This window comes from Kosakonia cowanii JCM 10956 = DSM 18146 (assembly GCF_001975225.1).
Taxonomy (GTDB): Bacteria; Pseudomonadota; Gammaproteobacteria; order Enterobacterales; family Enterobacteriaceae; genus Kosakonia; species Kosakonia cowanii.
On record NZ_CP019445.1, the window covers coordinates 2,574,667 to 2,592,688 of the forward strand.

Sequence of the window (18,022 nt, forward strand, 5' to 3'; positions counted from 1 at the left end):
AGACTCGTTACTCACGGTGATAAGGATGGTTGGTCGTGATACTCCATGCGCGATACAGGCTTTCGGCAACCAACACACGCACCAGCGGGTGAGGAAGTGTCAACGCAGAGAGCGACCAACTTTGTTCAGCTGCCGCTTTGCAGGCGGGAGACAACCCTTCCGGGCCGCCGATCAGCAGGCTGACATCGCGTCCGTCCTGCTTCCAGCGCTCCAGCTCATGTGCCAGCTGCGGCGTATCCCACGGTTTGCCGGGGATATCAAGGGTGACGATGCGGTTTTTGCCGGCGGCGGCCAGCATCAGTTCACCCTCTTTATCGAGGATGCGCTTGATATCCGCGTTCTTGCCGCGCTTGCCGGCGGGAATTTCCACCAGCTCAAACGGCATATCTTTCGGAAAACGGCGCAGATACTCGGTAAAACCTGTCTGTACCCAGTCCGGCATTTTTGTGCCGACGGCGACGAGTTGCAGCTTCACGCATTAACCCCAGAGTTTTTCCAGCTCGTACAGACGACGGCTCTCTTCCTGCATGACGTGGACCATGACATCGCCCAGATCAACGACCACCCAATCGGCGGCGCTTTCACCCTCTACGCCCAGTGGCAGCATGCCCGCTGCGCGGGACTCCTGAACCACGTGATCCGCGATAGAAGCAACATGGCGGCTTGAAGTGCCGGTACAGACGATCATGCAATCGGTGATGCTCGATTTGCCCTGAACGTCAATGGCGACGATGTCCTGACCTTTCAGGTCGTCAATTTTGTCGATAACAAAATCCTGGAGTGCTTTACCCTGCAAGTGTTCCCCCTGGGTGAGTAAAAAATGTACTGGTCATAAACAGCCTGACATTATACCTGAAAGACGGCGAATGTCGGGACAAAAGTCCAGGCTTCGCGACATGAAAAGTGGGCTATCATCCCATCCTGGCCGCGCGATTGCATCGCCAATTTTGTAAAACAATTTCTGCGCGCGGAGAATAGCAGCCTGCGGGGTCCTGTCAATCACCGAATCACTACAGCTTAAAAGATGGATGAAAAAGCGGCTACTTATCGTCAGGATGCCAGACCGCGCGGCTGTTTAGCACCCGCAGCGTGGCAAAATCGTCGCGCAGATCCACCCGGCTCCAGCAGCCCTGGTCAATATGGAAATGCCACAGCGACGAGGCGGGCATATTCAGTAAACGGGCAATCAGCAGGCTGATAACCCCCTGGTGGCTGGCGATCAGCACATTTTTCTGCGTCTGTTTCAGATCCTGCAACAGCGTCACCACGCGCTCGATCCTCGCCGAAAAATCCTGAAAACCTTCACCATTAGTCGGAACCGCATGCTGCCAGTCGGTACACCAGGCGGCGTAGCGCTCGGGATCGTCGTGCGTTAAATCGCGGTGGTGGCGCATCTCCCAGTCGCCAAAAAACATCTCATTGAGCAGGGGCGTGGTGTGAGTTTCGATATCGCGCGATGCCAGCACGCGCGCCGCGGTCTGTTGGGCGCGATCCAGTTCGCTGCAGAGCACATAATCGAACGGTACGGCGTGGAGCAGGTGGTGAAGGGTTTGCGCCTGGGCTAATCCTTTTGGCGTTAAGGGGGTAGGGGCATGTCCGCTGTAGAGCCCGGCCACGTTCGCTTCGGTCTCGCCGTGGCGTATTAACCAGAGTCGCATGCACTTCTCCTGTTTATCGCGCGGTTTAGCGGTAGAGGCCCTGTTGATGGATGTACTCGAGCACGGCGGCAGGCAGCAGATCGTCGCACGGCTCATCGTGCGCCAGCCGCTGGCGAATCTGCGTGGCGGAGATATCAAACCACGGCGTTTCGGCAAGATAGATTTTACCGGCGGGCAGAGTGTGCAGATCCTCTACGCGGGTTGTAAGGTGTGCGTCCAGCCAGCGCTGATGAGCCTCTTCGCTCATCGTCAGGGCATAACCCGGGCGGCGGCAGACAATCAGGTGGCAGTTATCAAGAATGGTGTCGTAGCGATGCCAGCTGTGGAAAGTGAGCAGCGAGTCCTGGCCAATAATAAATGCCAGTGGTGCCTTCTCGCCAGACTCCTGCCGCCACGCCTGCAGCGTATCCGCGCTATAGGAGGGCTCATTGCGCATCAGTTCACGCTCATCAAGGGTGAAGAGCGGTTTATCAGCGATTGCCAGCTCGACCATGGTTTTGCGCTGCTGGCTGTTCGCCTCTGGCTGCGGGCGATGGGGCGGCACATTATTGGGCATGATCGTCACTTTTGACAGGCCAATAAGATTTGCCAGCGCTTCCACCGGTTTCAGGTGACCGTAATGGACAGGATCGAAGGTGCCGCCAAACAGCGCTTGTAACTGTTTCATATCAACCATCAATAAAGATGTCAGCGAGGGCTTTGTGACAGAGTAGCAGAGAAAGCCCCTCCAGCTCCGCCCAGACCGACTGACCGTAATCCTGCTTGACGATCAGCTCAATGCGACTCAGCAGATGCACTGCCTGGCGAAGCTGATCGGCACTCAGCCGGTTCAGCGCCTCCGTGGTGGTGCCGCGGCGGTTTTGCCACACCCGGTGTTTATCGAACAGCGCGCGCAGCGGCATCTGCGTCATCTGGCGTTTCAGCGTGACCAGCAGCAGCAGCTCGCGCTGCACGGTACGCAGGAGGATCACCGGCTCGCACGCCTCCAGCCGCAGCTGGGTCAGAATATGTAACGCGCGCTTGCTCTTACCGGCCAGCAGGGCATCGACCCAGTGAAACGGCGTGAAGTGCGCGGCATCGTTAACCGCCTGCTCGACGCGGGGCAGGGTAAGCTTGCCGTCGGGCCACAGCAGCGCCAGGCGTTCGAGCGCCTGCGCCAGCGCCAGCAAATTCCCCTCGTAGCAGTAGCAGAGGAGTTGATTGGCGGCGTCGTCCAGCTCCAGTTTGTTCTGTTTTGCCCGTGCCGCCACCCAGCGTGGAAGGTTCGCCTGTTCGGGCGTCTGGCAGCTGACCTGCACCACCTGCGTATTAAGCTGGCTAAGCCAGGCGGCGTTCTCCTGCGCTTTGGTAAGCTTATTGCCGCGCACAATCAGGATCAGATCATCATGCAGCAGGCTAACCAGCTTTGCCAGCTGTTCGTTCATCGCGGCGTTCGGGCCGTTATCCGGCAGCTGTAACAGCAGGGTTTGTCGGCTGGCGAACAGGCTCAGCGCCTGGCAAATAGAGAAGATCGCATCCCAGTCGGTGCTGGCATCAAGCGAGAAGGTGTGGTGTTCAGTGAAGCCCTGCGTGGCGGCAACCTGCCGCACCGCATCCTGGCTCTCTTGCAGCAGTAACGGATCGTTACCGAGCAGCAGATAGGCCGCGCGCAGCCCTTCATTGAGCTGCGCGCGGAGTTGTTCCGGATAAAGCCTGAGCATCAGCTACCTGGCGTTGCCGGGGCGGGCGTCACGCTTGAGGAAGCCTCACTATTTTGCGTGTTTTTCGCATCCGCCGTACGCACGCTCGGCAACTGACGAATCAGCTGCTCTGCGGCTTTGTTATACATCTCTTGTGTAATGATCTCCTGCTCAGCCGCTTTTGCCAGCGCTTTCTGCGGGTTATCAAAGAACGAACGGTACACCTTGGTGCTGATCGGATAGATATCGTGACCCGGGATCAACACACTTGCATGTACGGTCAGCACCATTTGATACTCTGCGGTCTGGCCATTCTGGAAAACGGAAGCAGTATCGCGTCCCATTGACACAGAGCCGAGACGCAGCGACGGTACATCCTGACGCAGCGTGCTGTCATCGAGCAGCGTCACGCCGTTGAGGCGAAGCTGGCTACGAACAGCCCGGCTCAGCGGTCCATTCGGATCGCCAGAGTTAAAGATCATCGTTTTCATTTCCGGCGGCACCTGAGTTGTGTTCCGCAGATGCCAGCCGCATCCGGCGGTGACCAGCACCGCCAGGGTTACGAACAGTGTTGCCAGATATCGCACGCTTCCTCCCGCGCTTAACCAACGACCAGATTGAGCAGTTTGCCCGGTACATAAATCACTTTACGTACGGTAACGCCCTCAAGATATTTCGCCACCAGGTGCTCCTGGCCTGCGCGTTCACGAACCTGTTCTTCTGTCGCATCAACAGCGACGGTAATTTTACCGCGCACTTTGCCGTTGACCTGCACGACGACCAGCGTGGTGTTTTCAACCATCGCTTTCTCGTCGGCAACCGGCCACGGCGCGTTATCGATGTCGCCTTCGCCGCCCAGCTCCTGCCACAGCGTGAAGCTGGCATGCGGGGTGAACGGGTTGAGCATACGCACCACTGCCAGCAGCGCTTCCTGCATCAGAGCGCGATCCTGCTCGCTCTCCTGCGGCGCTTTCGCCAGCTTGTTCATCAGCTCCATGATCGCCGCGATGGCGGTGTTGAAGGTCTGACGACGGCCGATATCATCGGAGACTTTGGCGATGGTTTTATGCACATCGCGGCGCAGCGCCTGCTGATCGTCATTCAGCGCAGCCAGATCCAGCGGCGCAACGGCACCCTGGGCGGTGTGTTCGTAGACCAGTTTCCAGACGCGTTTCAGGAAGCGGTTTGCCCCCTCAACGCCGGACTCCTGCCACTCCAGCGTCATATCTGCCGGGGAGGCGAACATCATAAACAGACGCACGGTATCCGCGCCGTAACGCTCTACCATCTCCTGCGGGTCGATGCCGTTGTTTTTCGACTTCGACATCTTACTCATACCGGTGTAGACCAGCTCATGGCCCGCGGCATCGGTCGCTTTCACGATACGGCCTTTCTCATCACGCTCGACGATAGCTTCTTTCGGTGACACCCAGTTACGCTCGCCGCTTTCGCCGAGGTAGTAGAAGGCATCTGCCAGCACCATGCCCTGGCACAGCAGCTGTTTAGCCGGTTCGTCAGAGGTGACCATGCCCGCATCGCGCATCAGCTTGTGGAAGAAGCGGAAGTAGAGCAGGTGCATGATGGCGTGTTCGATACCGCCAATATAGATATCAACCGGCAGCCAGTAGTTCGCCGCGTTCGGATCCAGCATCCCTTCGTTGTACTGCGGGCAGGTGTAGCGCGCATAGTACCAGGAGGACTCCATAAAGGTGTCGAAAGTATCCGTTTCGCGCAGCGCAGGCTGGCCGTTAACGGTGGTTTTCGCCCACTCCGGATCGGCTTTGATCGGGCTGGTAATGCCGTCCATCACCACATCTTCCGGCAGGATCACCGGCAGCTGGTCTTCTGGCGTCGGCATCACGGTGCCATCTTCAAGGGTCACCATCGGGATGGGTGCGCCCCAGTAACGCTGACGGGAAACGCCCCAGTCGCGCAGACGGAAGTTCACTTTACGCTCACCGACGCCTTTCTCTGCCAGCTTGTCAGCAATGGCGTTAAAGGCGGCGTTGAAGTCGAGACCGTCAAACTCACCGGAGTTAAACAGCACGCCTTTTTCGGTCAGCGCCTGGGCGCTGAGATCCGGCTCGCTGCCGTCGGCATTCAGGATGACCGGCTTGATGTTCAGCTGATATTTGCTGGCAAACTCGTAGTCGCGCTGATCGTGACCCGGAACGGCCATCACCGCGCCGGTGCCGTACTCCATCAGCACAAAGTTCGCCGTCCAGACCGGAATCGCTTCGCCGGTCAGCGGATGAATTGCTTTCAGGCCGGTATCGACGCCTTTTTTCTCCATCGTCGCCATTTCGGCTTCCGCGACTTTGGTGTTGCGGCATTCGTCGATAAAGCTCGCCAGCTCCGGGTTGGTCTGGGCAGCCTGCTGCGCCAGCGGGTGACCGGCGGCAACGGCGAGATAGGTCACGCCCATAAAGGTGTCCGGGCGGGTGGTGTAAACGGTCAGCTTCTCGACGCTGTTCTGCACATCAAAGGTGATCTCCACCCCTTCAGAACGGCCGATCCAGTTGCGCTGCATCGTTTTCACGGTATCCGGCCAGTGATCCAGTTTATCCAGATCGTTCAGCAGCTCGTCGGCATAGGCGGTGATTTTGATAAACCACTGCGGGATCTCTTTACGCTCAACTTTGGTATCGCAGCGCCAGCAGCAGCCATCGATAACCTGTTCGTTAGCGAGTACGGTCTGGTCATTCGGGCACCAGTTCACCGCGGAGGTTTTTTTGTAGACCAGCCCTTTTTTATAGAGCTCGGTGAAGAATTTTTGCTCCCAGCGGTAATATTCCGGGGTGCAGGTCGCCACTTCACGGCTCCAGTCGTAGCCGAAGCCCAGCATTTTGAGCTGGTTTTTCATGTAGGCGATATTGTCGTAGGTCCACGGCGCAGGGGCGGTTTTGTTTTTCACCGCGGCGCCTTCAGCCGGCAGGCCAAACGCATCCCAGCCAATCGGCTGCAGCACGTTTTTACCCAGCATGCGCTGGTAGCGGGCGATCACATCGCCAATGGTGTAGTTACGGACGTGGCCCATGTGTAGTCGGCCAGAAGGATAGGGAAGCATCGACAGGCAATAGTATTTCTCTTTGCTCTCGTCTTCGGTGACCTCGAATGTGCGCTTTTCTTCCCAGTGACGCTGTACGGTGGATTCTATCTCTTCCGGGCGGTATTGCTCTTGCATGGCAGCCAGTAGTCCTGTTTTTGCTACAGCTACAAATGTAGCGTTAATAGGTGGTTTTTAGTCGGCATAGCATAGCCCAAACGCCAGCCTCAAAACAGCCTTTCCGAAAAGCGCCGTCGAAATAGCCCTTCTCTGCGCCACATCACTTTTTCATCACGCAACAGACGGCTCGGCAGAGGCGGGGGAAATTAACGTCTATCATTAAAATGAATCACTTAACCGGAGGCGAAACGATGAACAAGGTTGCGCAATTTTACCGTGAACTGGTCGCTTCACTGACCGAGCGCCTGCGTAATGGCGATCGCGATATTGACGCATTGGTTGAACAGGCTCGCCTGAGGGTCACACAGACCGGTGAGTTAACGCGAACCGAGACGGATGAGTTAATGCGCGCTATTCGTCGCGATTTGGAAGAGTTCGCCCGCAGCTACAACGAAAGCCAGAGTGAGGTCACCGACGGCGTCTTTATGCGGGTGATTAAAGAGAGCATCTGGCAGGAGCTGGCGGATATTACCGATAAAACCCAGCTGGAGTGGCGCGAGGTGTTTCAGGATCTCAACCACCACGGCGTCTATCACAGCGGGGAGGTGGTTGGGCTGGGGAACCTGGTCTGCGAGAAGTGCCATTTCCATCTGGCGGTCTACACGCCGGATGTACTGCCGTTATGCCCGAAATGCGGGCACGATCAGTTCCAGCGCCGTCCGTTCGAACCTTAACAGCAAGCGCCTGCCCACATAGCGCGGGCAGGCGCAAGGGGATTAATGCAGGATCTTGGCGAGGAAGTCTTTTGCGCGATCCGATTTCGGATCGTTAAAGAAGGCATCCTTCTCCGAGTCTTCGACGATTTTCCCTTCATCCATAAAGATCACGCGGTTCGCCACTTTACGGGCGAAGCCCATTTCGTGGGTTACCACCATCATCGTCATCCCTTCGTTAGCCAGTTCGACCATCACGTCCAGCACTTCGTTGATCATCTCCGGATCGAGCGCCGATGTCGGTTCATCAAACAGCATCGCCACCGGATCCATGCAGAGCGCGCGGGCAATCGCCACGCGCTGCTGCTGACCACCGGAGAGCTGTGCCGGGAACTTATTGGCGTGCGCCGTCAGACCAACGCGCTCCAGCAGCTTCAGCCCTTTGTCGCGCGCCGCCGCTTTATCGCGTTTCAGCACTTTCACCTGCGCCAGCGTCAGGTTTTCGATAATCGACAGGTGCGGGAAGAGCTCAAAGTGCTGGAACACCATACCCACGTGGGAGCGCAGCTCCGCGAGATTGGTTTTCTTGTCGTTCACTTTGGTGCCGTTTACCAGGATCTCGCCTTTCTGCACCGGCTCAAGGCCATTGACGGTTTTGATCAGCGTCGATTTACCGGAACCCGACGGGCCGCAAACTACCACCACCTCGCCCTTTTTCACTTCGGTGGAGCAGTCGGTCAACACCTGAAAGTGGCCATACCATTTCGAAACATTTTTCAGGGAAATCATTAGACGGTCCTTTTCTTCAGCCAGCTGACCAACAGCGAAGCACTCAAACTGATAACAAAATAGACAGCGCCGGCAAACAGGATCATCTCGACCTGCGTACCGTCACGCTCGCCAATCGTGGAGGCCGTGCGGAAGAAATCCGCCAGGCTCAGGACATACACTAACGAGGTGTCCTGGAATAAGACGATGCCCTGGGTAAGCAGCAGCGGCACCATGGCGCGAAACGCCTGCGGCAGAATAATCAGCTTCATCGACTGCCAGTGCGTCATGCCGAGCGCCAGCGCCGCGCTCGACTGCCCGCGGGAGATACTCTGGATCCCGGCGCGGATAATCTCCGAGTAGTACGCCGCCTCAAACATCGCGAAGGCGACCATCGCCGAGATAAGCCGGATATCGGTTTTCGGCGACAGTCCCAGCACGTTTTGCAGGAAACCCGGCACGATCAGATAGAACCACAGCAGCACCATCACCAGTGGAATCGAACGGAAGACGTTAACGTAGCTTTTGGCGAACCAGCGCAGCGGTGCGAAGGTCGACAGACGCATCACTGCCAGCAGCGTGCCCCAGACGATACCGAACACAATGGCGATGGCGGTGATTTTCAGCGTCACCAGCAATCCCGCCCACAGATAGGGAAGGGAAGGGACGATTGAACTCCAGTCAAACTCATACATCGTTATTTGCCTCCCATATTGCCCGGCAGGCGGATTTTGCGTTCAACCAGGTTCATCACCAGCATAATCACGGCGTTAATCACCACGTAAGCGAGGGTAATGGCGGTAAAAGATTCCCATGCGTGGGCGGAGTAATCTAGCAGTTTGCCCGCCTGCGCCGCCATATCCACCAGACCAATGGTCGAAGCGATGGCCGAGTTTTTCACCAGGTTCATCATCTCGGAGGTCATCGGCGGAACGATCACGCGGTAGGCATTCGGCAGCAGCACGTAGCGGTAGGTTTGCGGCAGCGTCAGGCCCATCGCCAGCCCGGCATTTTTCTGCCCGCGCGGCAGCGACTGGATCGCGGCGCGCACCTGCTCGCAGACGCGAGCGGCAGTAAACAGCCCAAGGCAGACCATTGACGAGAGGAAGAACTGGATGTTGGGATCCAGTTCTGCCTTAAACCACATGCCGATATCTTCCGGCAGCAGCTCCGGTACCACGAGATACCAGGTAAAGAACTGCACAATCAGCGGCACGTTACGGAACAGTTCCACATATAAGGTGCCGATCCCCGAGAGGAAGCGGTTGGGAACGGTGCGCAGGATGCCAAACAGAGAGCCGACCAGGAAGGCGATAATCCAGGCCGTCACCGACAGGGCGATGGTGACCTGAAAACCGCTCCATAACCAGCCAAGATAGGTGGTGTTGCCGAACGGGGCCTGTTGCAGGAAGATTCCCCAGTTCCAGTCTATGGACATAAATCTACTCCAGAAAAAAAAGGGTAGCAGCGCTACCCTCGAAGATTGTGTGAAGTGCGAATGTTCACGCTGAGTGGGGAACGGCCACTCAACGCATAGTCTGTCCGTGCAGCTTCGACAATCGAGAGGGCAGGTAAACCCGCCCCTAATGGTTGTAATTAGTTCAGAGCTTTGTCATTCGGTTCTTTGAACAGCGCTTTCATGTCGTCAGAAAGATCGAAGTTCAGGTTCATGTTTTTCGGTGGAATCGGGTTTTTAAACCACTTGGTGAACGATTTTTCCGCCGCGCCAGAGGTCTGGTACTGCGCGATGGTCTCATCCATCAGCTTTTTAAATTCCGGATCGTTTTTGCGCAGCATACAGCCGTAAGCCTCTTTCGACTGCGGCGTGCCGACGATCTCCCAGTTATCTTGTTTCTTCGCCTTCGCGCGCTCGCCAGCCAGCAGGGCATCATCCATCATAAAGGCCACCGCGCGGCCGCTCTCCAGCGTACGGAAGGAGTCGCCGTGATCTTTCGCGCTGATGATGCGCATATCCATCTTCTTCTCGTCGTTCAGCTTGTTAAGCAGGATCTCGGAGGTGGTGCCGGAGGTGACAACCACGGCTTTGCCTTTCAGGTCGGCGAAATCTTTGATCGGGCCGCCTTTTTTGGTCAGCAGACGGGTGCCAACCACGAAAATGGTGTCAGAGAAGGCCGCCTGTTTCTGGCGCTCGACGTTGTTAGTGGTGGAGCCGCACTCAAAATCGAAGGTGCCGTTTTGCAGCAGCGGAATGCGGTTCTGCGAGGTGACAGGAATCAGCTTAACGGCCAGATCCGGCTTGTTGAGCTTCTTCTTCACCGCTTCAACGATAGCGTTGGAGTAGTCTTGTGAATAACCGACAACTTTCTGTGCGTTGTCGTAATAGGAGAACGGTACGGAAGATTCACGGTGACCGACGACGATAACGCCGTTTTTGGCAATTTTATCCAGCGTCGATTGCTGAGCCGCTGCGTCGGCAGGCTTCGCCTCTTCGGCATGTGCCAGACCGGCGGACAGTCCCATCACCAGCATGGCGGCGGCCAGTTTACGTAATTGCATATCCAGACTCCTTTATCGTCAGTGCGTAAAGCACAGTGATACCCGTTGTGTTGTTGTTATGTGCTGCTACATATTCGTGCAGTGTCGTGTGTGTTTGTTACATTTAGTCTGGCTTAATGTAAAGAATTTGCTGCGGTATTGTTTATTTTTGCGAGGCGCGCCGCACCGTTTAGAGGCAAAAATCTCACATTGCACCAGAATAGTGCTGCGACCGATCCCTGCCGGTGCGACCCGTTTACGCACGGGCAGATTTGGTCGTCACAGGGTAGATATAAGCAAGCGGCATGCCAGTTTGGCGGGTGAAGAAGTGAGAAGTCACCCAGGCCGGATAAGCGCAGCGCTATCGGGCAAAGATATGAGGTCACTGCCGGATGGCGGCTTGCGCCTTATCCGGCCTACGGGGAAGTTTGAAGTTTTGTAGGCCGGATAAGCGCAGCGCTATCCGGCAAAGATATGAGTTCACTGCCGGATGGCGGCTTACGCCTTATGTGGCCTACGGAGAAGTGCGAAATTTTGTAGGCCGGATAAGCGCAGCGCCATCCGGCAATCAGCAGCGAAAAATTAACGACGGCGTTGACGCAGGCCCAACACCAGCGCGGCAAAGCCCAGCAGAACCGTGATAATCCACACCGGCCAGTTACCCATTCGCGCATACGGTGTCAATCCGCTGGTGGGGGTTACTTTCGCCGTCAGCACCTCGCGGGTGAACTGCGGCAGCATCGCCTGGATCTCCCCCTGCGGCCCAATCACGGCGGTAATGCCGTTATTGGTGCTGCGCAGCAGCGGGCGCGCCAGCTCCAGAGAACGCATACGCGCCATCTGGAAGTGCTGCCATGGCCCAATTGACTTACCAAACCAGGCATCGTTGGAGATGGTCAACAGGAAGTCGGTGTCCGGACGGAAGTTATCCCGCACCTGCTCGCCGAGAATAATCTCGTAGCAGATTGCCGCCGTCAGTTTTAAACCATGAGCCGACAGCGGTGCCTGCACATAAGACCCGCGGCTAAAGGATGACATTGGCAGATCGAAAAAGGGCGCGAGTGGTCGCAGAATCGACTCCAGCGGCACAAACTCGCCAAACGGCACGAGGTGATTTTTGTTGTAGCGATCCGTTGAGCGATAGCTATACGGGCTGCCGGTCCCCAGCGTAATCGCCGCGTTGTAGGTGTCGTAGCGATTCTGTTGATTGAGACGCGCATCAACAATACCGGTAATCAGCGTGGCATTGTTCGCCCGCAGGGTTTTATCCATCTCGTTGAGAAAACCCTGCTGATTAATCTCCAGATCCGGGATTGCCGACTCTGGCCAGATAATCAGCTGCGACTTGCCCAGCACCTGCTCTGTCGCCCCGGCGTAAATCTTCAGCGTATTGAGCAGCTCACCTGCGTCCCACTTCATCGACTGGGGAATATTACCCTGCACCATCGTCACCTGGGTGGTGCGATCTGGCAGCAGCTGATACCACTGAATAAAACGCAGCGGGAAGGGGAGGGCGAAGAGCACAACCGCCGCCACCAGCGGACGCCAGTTACGGGTTGCCAGCGCCAGCACCAGCAGGCCGCTGACGACCATCAGCAGGATGTTAATCGACTCGACGCCGAGCACCGGTGCCAGACCTTTCAGCGGGCCATCAATCTGGCTATAGCCAAACTGCAGCCACGGGAAGCCGGTCAGCACCCAGCCGCGCAGGAACTCGGTGATCTGCCACACCACCGGCGCGGCAACCGCCACGCGCAGCCAGCTGGTTTTTGGCCACAGGCGCGCGAGCAGGCCGGCAAACAGGCCGGTATAGAGCGAGAGATAAGCCGCCAGCAGCGCGACGATAAAGACATTGATGGGGCCAGGCATGCCGCCAAACTGCGCGATGCTGACATAGACCCAGTGTACGCCGCTGCCAAACAGGCCAAGCCCCCAGGCGTAGCCAATCCAGGCGGCCTGTAACGGACGGCGGTTAAGGGTTAAGCCCTGCAGGCCCATCAGGGAGAGAAGCGCGGCGGGCCAGAGGTCATAAGGTGAAAAAGCCAGCGTTCCGCTGGCTCCGAACAGTAACGCCAGCAGCAGACGGACGCGCTGGCGCTCAAACAAGGCGGCAAATACCATTTACATTACTCATCCAGTTTCGGTTGCGGAGAATCATCCGGCATTCTGACATGGACCTGAATAATACGTCGACTGTCTGCCATAGCGACCTTGAATTGGTAACCATCAATGTCGATAGATTCGCCGCGCGCGGGGAGGTGACCAAACGCCTGCATCACCAGACCGCCAATGGTATCGACCTCTTCATCGCTGAAGTGGGTACCGAAGGTGTCGTTAAAGTCTTCAATCGGCGCCAGCGCGCGCACCGTCCAGGTGTGACGGCTCAGCTGGCGGAAATCGATATCCTCTTCTTCGTCATACTCATCTTCGATTTCGCCGACGATCAGCTCAAGAATATCTTCGATAGTAACCAGACCGGAGACACCACCAAACTCATCAATAACGATAGCCATGTGGTAGCGCTGGGAACGGAACTCTTTGAGCATACGGTCAACGCGCTTGCTCTCCGGTACCACCACTGCCGGGCGTAACACTTTTTCCATGCTGAATGCTTCGGCATCGCTGCGCATAAACGGCAGCAGATCCTTGGCCATCAGAATCCCTTCGATATGATCTTTGTCTTCGCTAATGACCGGGAAACGCGAGTGGGCGGACTCGATAATGACATCGAGACACTCGTCCAGCGTCTGGTTGCGTTTCAGGGTGATCATTTGTGAACGGGGGATCATGATGTCGCGTACGCGCTGGTCCGCAATATCCATCACCCCTTCGAGCATGTCGCGCGTATCTTCATCGATAAGCTCGTTCTGCCCGGAGTCTCGGATCAGAGCCAGTAATTCATCACGGTTTTTCGGTTCGCCGTGAAAGAGCTGGCTGAGTAAAAGGGAGAAGAATCCCTTTTTGCTGTTGGTGTTGTCGCTACTGTGTGAGTTATCGTCGCTCATGGCGTCGTGTGGGTTCTCATGTTGGTTGAATTGTCGCTCGTCACGCGTAAACTCAGCGCCGGACGGCATTTTGTGCCAATGCGCCAGCGAACTGGCGCACAGACTACTCCTTCTCGGAAATGTACGGATCCTCATAGCCCAGAGCAAGCATTATCTCTGTCTCGATCCCTTCCATCTCTTCCGCTTCCTCATCCTCGATATGGTCATACCCCAGCAGGTGTAAGCTGCCGTGGATCACCATATGCGCCCAGTGGGCTTCGAGGGGTTTAACCTGTTCGAGTGCCTCCTGCTCAACCACCTGGCGGCAGATGATCAGATCGCCCAGCAGCGGCATTTCGATGCCGGGCGGCGCTTCGAACGGGAAAGAGAGCACGTTGGTCGGTTTATCTTTCCCGCGATAGGTCAGGTTCAGCTCGTGACTCTCTGCGCTGTCGACCAGGCGGATGGTCACTTCCGCTTCCGGCTGGAACTGCGGGATCACCGCATCCAGCCACGCCTGAAACTGCGCTTCATCCGGCAGGCCAGTGTTATCTTCGCAGGCCAGCTGTAAATCGAGGATCACCTGACTCATTTCTGCTCCTGATCCTGGGCTTCGCGCTTACGCTCGGCGGCCAGTTCTGCTTTCCGTTTTTGCTCCGCTTCTTCCCAGGCTTCATAAGCGATAACAATGCGTGCTACCACAGGATGGCGCACCACGTCTTCGCTGTGGAAGAAGTTGAAGCTGATCTCATCGACATTCGCCAGCACTTCGATAGCGTGGCGCAGGCCCGATTTGGTGCTGCGCGGCAGGTCAATCTGTGTGACGTCGCCGGTGATCACCGCTTTCGAGTTAAAACCAATACGCGTCAGGAACATCTTCATCTGTTCGATGGTGGTGTTCTGGCTCTCATCAAGAATGATAAAGGCATCATTCAGGGTGCGACCACGCATATAAGCGAGCGGGGCGACCTCAATGACGTTGCGCTCCATCAGCTTCTCAACGCGCTCAAAGCCGAGCATCTCAAACAGCGCGTCATAGAGCGGGCGCAGATAAGGGTCGACCTTTTGGCTGAGATCGCCGGGCAGGAAGCCGAGCTTTTCACCCGCTTCCACCGCCGGGCGGGTCAGCAGAATGCGACGCACTTCCTGGCGCTCAAGCGCATCCACGGCGGCTGCGACTGCGAGGTAGGTTTTACCCGTACCCGCCGGGCCAACGCCGAAGGTGATGTCATGATCGAGCACGTTAGCGATGTACTGCGCCTGGTTCGGCGTGCGTGGCTTAATAACGCCGCGCTTGGTCTTGATGTTGACCGCTTTACCGTACTCCGGCACGCTCTCAGCGCTCTGCTCCAGCACGCGCGCTTCTTTGATCGCCAGGTGGATCTGGTTCGGCTCGATATCCTGGGTCTGACCGCGCATCGGCGCAGTGTCGACATACAGCGTGTGCAGAATATCGGCAGCCGCATTGACGCAAATTTCGCGTCCGGTGAGTTTGAAGTGATTATCGCGGCGGTTGATTTCGATGCCCAGTCGCCGCTCCAGTTGTTTGATGTTGTCGTCAAACGGGCCGCACAGACTTAGCAGACGTGCGTTGTCCGCTGGCTCAAGGGTGATTTCACGCGTATCTATGTTCAAACTGTTCCTCTTTGATATGTGTCGCCATAGCGTCTCTCTGGCAAGTATTTACGGCATCGCCAGAAGTCGCAAGCATCAGACAGCATGTTGGGGTGATCGCGGGGAAAAGCAAGGCCTGCCAGAAATGGCAGGCCTGAGGTTTTACGGCTGATATGTACCTACGCCAAGCTCGTTCTCTTTACGGGTACGGGCGATCACCGAAGCCGGAGATTCCGCAACGCGCAGCCCCATCTCCTCTTCGGTACGCACCAGCACGCCGCGCAGGGAGTTGGTATAAACATCCACGATCTCGACGTCGACAAACTTGCCGATCATCTCCGGCGTGCCTTCGAAGTTCACCACGCGGTTGTTCTCGGTACGACCGGACAACTCCATGATGCTCTTACGCGAAGTACCTTCCACCAGAATACGCTGCGTGGTGCCCAGCATGCGGCGGCTCCAGGCCATCGCCTGCTGGTTAATACGGTCTTGCAGGATATAGAGACGCTGCTTCTTCTCTTCATCCGGCACATCGTCAACCATGTCGGCAGCCGGGGTACCCGGACGCGCAGAGAAGATAAAGCTGTAGCTCATGTCGAAATTGACATCGGCAATGAGCTTCATAGTCTTCTCAAAGTCATCGGTGGTTTCGCCCGGGAAGCCGACGATAAAGTCAGAGCTGATCTGAATATCGGGACGCGCCTCGCGCAGCTTACGAATGATCGCTTTATACTCCAGCGCGGTGTGGGTACGCCCCATCAGGTTCAGCACGCGGTCGGAACCGCTCTGCACCGGCAGGTGCAGGAAGCTCACCAGCTCCGGCGTATCGCGATAGACATCAACGATATCGTCGGTGAACTCAATCGGGTGGCTGGTGGTAAAGCGAATACGGTCGATGCCGTCAATCGCGGCGACCAGGCGCAGCAGATCGGCAAAAGTGCCGGTTGTGCCGTCATAGTTTTCCCCGCGCCAGGCGTTAACGTTCTGGCCAAGCAGGTTCACTTCACGCACGCCCTGCGCCGCCAGCTGGGCGATCTCAAACAGGATGTCGTCAGAAGGACGGCTCACCTCTTCGCCGCGGGTGTAAGGCACCACGCAGTAGGTGCAATATTTGTTGCACCCTTCCATGATCGAGACAAAGGCGGTTGGGCCTTCGGCGCGCGGCTCCGGCAGGCGGTCGAATTTTTCAATTTCCGGGAAGCTGATATCGACGACCGGGCTGCGGTTGCCGCGCACGGAGTTGATCATCTCCGGCAGACGGTGCAGGGTTTGCGGCCCGAAAATGATGTCGACATAGTGGGCGCGCTGGCGAATGTGATCGCCCTCCTGCGAGGCCACGCAGCCGCCGACGCCAATAATCAGCTCCGGCTTTTTCTCTTTCAGCAGCTTCCAGCGGCCCAGCTGATGGAAAACTTTCTCCTGGGCTTTTTCGCGGATTGAGCAGGTATTGAGCAGCAGCACATCCGCTTCTTCCGCAACCTCGGTCAGTTGATAGCCGTGGGTGGCATCCAGCAGATCGGCCATCTTTGATGAATCATATTCGTTCATCTGACAGCCCCAGGTTTTAATATGGAGTTTTTTTGTCATCGACTTGCTCTTGCGTAAGTTCGTATACCCGGAGTATGACGGGTATAAGCCAGGATTGCAGGCCGCGTATTGTAATGCTTTGGTTGCGCCCTGACCAGTATGACGGTTGACGGGGGGCAAGGGCGCAAAAATCCGGTAGACTTAGGCCATTCATCTAAAAGGACACTTCGCCATGACAAATCACTCCACAGAGGTCGCTATTGTTGGCGGCGGTATGGTCGGCGGGGCGCTGGCGTTAGGGCTGGCGCAACAGGGTTTTGCCGTCACGGTAATTGATAAACAGACGCCTGCGCCCTTTGATGCCAGCGCGCCGCCGGATGTGCGCATCTCGGCGATCAGCGCCGCCTCGGTCGAACTGCTGCGCGGATTGGGCGTCTGGGAGAGCATCGAAGCGATGCGTTGCCACCCCTACCGACAGCTGGAGACGTGGGAGTGGGAAAACGCCCACGTGCTGTTTGACGCCAGCGAGCTGAAGCTGCCGCTGCTCGGGTATATGGTGGAAAACAGCGTTCTGCAGTACGCCTTATGGCAGGCGTTGCAGGCGCATTCGCAGGTGACGCTGAGCACAGAGACGCTGAGCGGGCGTGAAGCCAGTGAGGGCACCCAAACCCTAAGTTTTGAAAATGGCGATACATTGACGGCACAGCTGCTGATTGGCGCGGATGGTGCCAACTCCTGGGTGCGCCAGTCGGCGGGGATCGGTATTCATGCCTGGCAGTACGATCAATCCTGCATGCTGATAAGCGTCGAGTGCGAGCAGGAGGCGGGCGAGTCGACCTGGCAGCACTTTACGCCGAACGGGCCGCACGCCTTTTTGCCGCTTTATGATCGCTGGGCGTCGCTGGTGTGGTACGACAAGCCTGCGCGCATTCGCCAGTTACAAACCCTCTCCATGACGCAACTGGAGCAGGAGATCGCCCGCAACTTTCCGCCGCGGCTGGGGCGCGTTAAAGCGGTCTCTGCGGCGTCGTTCCCGCTGGTGCGTCGCCATGCGCTGCAATATATGCAGCCGGGGCTGGCGCTGGTGGGCGATGCGGCGCACACCATTCATCCGCTGGCAGGGCAGGGTGTCAATCTTGGTTATCGCGACGTTGATGCGCTGCTGGATGTGCTGTCACGCGCCCGCAGCCACGGCGAAGCATGGGCCAGCCGCGAGGTGCTGCAACGCTACCAGACGCGGCGCAGGGCGGATAACTTCATTATGCAGAGCGGGATGGATCTCTTTTATGCCGGGTTCAGTAACGATCTTGGCCCGCTGCGTGTGTTACGCAATATTGGCCTGATGGCGGCAGAGCGCGCCGGAGGGTTGAAACGCCAGGCGCTGAAATACGCCTTAGGTCTGTAAAAAAGCGCGAGC

General features: G+C 57.1%; 18 protein-coding genes. 2 read left to right on the forward strand and 16 right to left on the reverse strand.

Translation table 11 applies throughout. The features are described from left to right. Positions 1-7 precede the first annotated feature (7 nt). The 7 genes from rlmH to leuS form a co-directional block, all read right to left on the reverse strand. Positions 8-475 carry a 23S rRNA (pseudouridine(1915)-N(3))-methyltransferase RlmH gene (gene rlmH, locus BWI95_RS12090; protein WP_003858701.1) on the reverse strand — a complete coding sequence of 156 codons (468 nt, stop codon included), beginning with the start codon at positions 473-475 and terminating at the stop codon, positions 8-10. A gap of 3 nt (positions 476-478) precedes the next feature. Beyond that, positions 479-796: a ribosome silencing factor gene (rsfS, locus tag BWI95_RS12095; protein ID WP_023479923.1), complete on the reverse strand. Its 318-nt coding sequence runs from the start codon at positions 794-796 to the stop codon at positions 479-481. A gap of 244 nt (positions 797-1,040) precedes the next feature. Then, positions 1,041-1,658: an adenosylcobalamin/alpha-ribazole phosphatase gene (locus BWI95_RS12100; RefSeq protein ID WP_054804218.1), complete on the reverse strand. Its 618-nt coding sequence runs from the start codon at positions 1,656-1,658 to the stop codon at positions 1,041-1,043. Between the two features lie 25 nt (positions 1,659-1,683). Beyond that, entirely contained in the window at positions 1,684-2,325 is a 642-nt protein-coding gene (gene nadD / locus BWI95_RS12105; RefSeq protein WP_167552469.1) for a nicotinate-nucleotide adenylyltransferase, read from the reverse strand. 1 nt (position 2,326) lies between these two features. After that, positions 2,327-3,358 carry a DNA polymerase III subunit delta gene (gene holA / locus BWI95_RS12110; protein ID WP_054804216.1) on the reverse strand — a complete coding sequence of 344 codons (1,032 nt, stop codon included), beginning with the start codon at positions 3,356-3,358 and terminating at the stop codon, positions 2,327-2,329. Beyond that, positions 3,358-3,924 carry an LPS assembly lipoprotein LptE gene (gene lptE, locus BWI95_RS12115; RefSeq protein ID WP_076769547.1) on the reverse strand — a complete coding sequence of 189 codons (567 nt, stop codon included), beginning with the start codon at positions 3,922-3,924 and terminating at the stop codon, positions 3,358-3,360. The genes holA and lptE overlap by 1 nt, the downstream gene beginning before the upstream one ends. 14 nt (positions 3,925-3,938) lie before the next feature. Beyond that, entirely contained in the window at positions 3,939-6,521 is a 2,583-nt protein-coding gene (gene leuS / locus BWI95_RS12120) for a leucine--tRNA ligase (RefSeq protein WP_076769548.1), read from the reverse strand. Positions 6,522-6,754: 233 nt separating this feature from the next. On the opposite strand from leuS, the gene BWI95_RS12125 reads away from it, so the two are divergent. After that, on the forward strand, positions 6,755-7,237 hold the full coding sequence (locus BWI95_RS12125; protein ID WP_054804213.1) for a zinc ribbon-containing protein: 483 nt from the start codon (positions 6,755-6,757) through the stop codon (positions 7,235-7,237). 42 nt (positions 7,238-7,279) lie between these two features. On the opposite strand, the gene BWI95_RS12130 is transcribed toward BWI95_RS12125, so the two are convergent. The 9 genes from BWI95_RS12130 to miaB form a co-directional block, all read right to left on the reverse strand. Next, positions 7,280-8,005: an amino acid ABC transporter ATP-binding protein gene (locus BWI95_RS12130; RefSeq protein ID WP_023479949.1), complete on the reverse strand. Its 726-nt coding sequence runs from the start codon at positions 8,003-8,005 to the stop codon at positions 7,280-7,282. Further along, positions 8,005-8,679, reverse strand: coding sequence for a glutamate/aspartate ABC transporter permease GltK (gltK, locus tag BWI95_RS12135; RefSeq protein ID WP_054804212.1), 675 nt, complete (start codon positions 8,677-8,679; stop codon positions 8,005-8,007). Before gltK ends, BWI95_RS12130 begins: the two co-directional genes overlap by 1 nt. A gap of 2 nt (positions 8,680-8,681) precedes the next feature. Continuing rightward, entirely contained in the window at positions 8,682-9,422 is a 741-nt protein-coding gene (gene gltJ / locus BWI95_RS12140) for a glutamate/aspartate ABC transporter permease GltJ (RefSeq protein WP_023480005.1), read from the reverse strand. A gap of 158 nt (positions 9,423-9,580) precedes the next feature. Next, complete coding sequence (locus BWI95_RS12145) at positions 9,581-10,501, reverse strand: amino acid ABC transporter substrate-binding protein (protein ID WP_076769549.1); 921 nt, start codon at positions 10,499-10,501, stop codon at positions 9,581-9,583. A 561-nt stretch (positions 10,502-11,062) separates the two neighbouring features. Beyond that, a complete protein-coding gene (gene lnt, locus BWI95_RS12150; RefSeq protein ID WP_054804211.1) occupies positions 11,063-12,601 on the reverse strand; it encodes an apolipoprotein N-acyltransferase in 1,539 nt (512 codons plus the stop codon). Between the two features lie 5 nt (positions 12,602-12,606). Then, entirely contained in the window at positions 12,607-13,485 is an 879-nt protein-coding gene (corC, locus tag BWI95_RS12155) for a CNNM family magnesium/cobalt transport protein CorC (RefSeq protein WP_023479952.1), read from the reverse strand. A 103-nt stretch (positions 13,486-13,588) separates the two neighbouring features. Then, positions 13,589-14,056, reverse strand: a complete 468-nt coding sequence (ybeY, locus tag BWI95_RS12160; RefSeq protein WP_023479990.1) for an rRNA maturation RNase YbeY — start codon at positions 14,054-14,056, stop codon at positions 13,589-13,591. Next, complete coding sequence (locus BWI95_RS12165; RefSeq protein WP_023479981.1) at positions 14,053-15,099, reverse strand: PhoH family protein; 1,047 nt, start codon at positions 15,097-15,099, stop codon at positions 14,053-14,055. Before BWI95_RS12165 ends, ybeY begins: the two co-directional genes overlap by 4 nt. 141 nt (positions 15,100-15,240) lie before the next feature. Beyond that, a complete protein-coding gene (gene miaB, locus BWI95_RS12170) occupies positions 15,241-16,665 on the reverse strand; it encodes a tRNA (N6-isopentenyl adenosine(37)-C2)-methylthiotransferase MiaB (RefSeq protein ID WP_076769550.1) in 1,425 nt (474 codons plus the stop codon). Between the two features lie 172 nt (positions 16,666-16,837). On the opposite strand from miaB, the gene ubiF reads away from it, so the two are divergent. Next, positions 16,838-18,010, forward strand: coding sequence for a 3-demethoxyubiquinol 3-hydroxylase (gene ubiF, locus BWI95_RS12175; RefSeq protein WP_076769551.1), 1,173 nt, complete (start codon positions 16,838-16,840; stop codon positions 18,008-18,010). Positions 18,011-18,022 lie beyond the last annotated feature (12 nt).

What these genes read in the sequence shown, in the direction of transcription:
- BWI95_RS12100 (WP_054804218.1), bottom strand. Translation starts at nt 1,658, where the DNA reads ATGCGACTCTGGTTAATACGCCACGGCGAGACCGAAGCGAACGTGGCC.
- nadD (WP_167552469.1), bottom strand. Translation starts at nt 2,325, where the DNA reads ATGAAACAGTTACAAGCGCTGTTTGGCGGCACCTTCGATCCTGTCCAT.
- holA (WP_054804216.1), bottom strand. Translation starts at nt 3,358, where the DNA reads ATGCTCAGGCTTTATCCGGAACAACTCCGCGCGCAGCTCAATGAAGGG.
- leuS (WP_076769548.1), bottom strand. Translation starts at nt 6,521, where the DNA reads ATGCAAGAGCAATACCGCCCGGAAGAGATAGAATCCACCGTACAGCGT.
- BWI95_RS12125 (WP_054804213.1), top strand. Translation starts at nt 6,755, where the DNA reads ATGAACAAGGTTGCGCAATTTTACCGTGAACTGGTCGCTTCACTGACC.
- BWI95_RS12130 (WP_023479949.1), bottom strand. Translation starts at nt 8,005, where the DNA reads ATGATTTCCCTGAAAAATGTTTCGAAATGGTATGGCCACTTTCAGGTG.
- gltK (WP_054804212.1), bottom strand. Translation starts at nt 8,679, where the DNA reads ATGTATGAGTTTGACTGGAGTTCAATCGTCCCTTCCCTTCCCTATCTG.
- gltJ (WP_023480005.1), bottom strand. Translation starts at nt 9,422, where the DNA reads ATGTCCATAGACTGGAACTGGGGAATCTTCCTGCAACAGGCCCCGTTC.
- BWI95_RS12145 (WP_076769549.1), bottom strand. Translation starts at nt 10,501, where the DNA reads ATGCAATTACGTAAACTGGCCGCCGCCATGCTGGTGATGGGACTGTCC.
- lnt (WP_054804211.1), bottom strand. Translation starts at nt 12,601, where the DNA reads ATGGTATTTGCCGCCTTGTTTGAGCGCCAGCGCGTCCGTCTGCTGCTG.
- corC (WP_023479952.1), bottom strand. Translation starts at nt 13,485, where the DNA reads ATGAGCGACGATAACTCACACAGTAGCGACAACACCAACAGCAAAAAG.
- ybeY (WP_023479990.1), bottom strand. Translation starts at nt 14,056, where the DNA reads ATGAGTCAGGTGATCCTCGATTTACAGCTGGCCTGCGAAGATAACACT.
- miaB (WP_076769550.1), bottom strand. Translation starts at nt 16,665, where the DNA reads ATGACAAAAAAACTCCATATTAAAACCTGGGGCTGTCAGATGAACGAA.
- ubiF (WP_076769551.1), top strand. Translation starts at nt 16,838, where the DNA reads ATGACAAATCACTCCACAGAGGTCGCTATTGTTGGCGGCGGTATGGTC.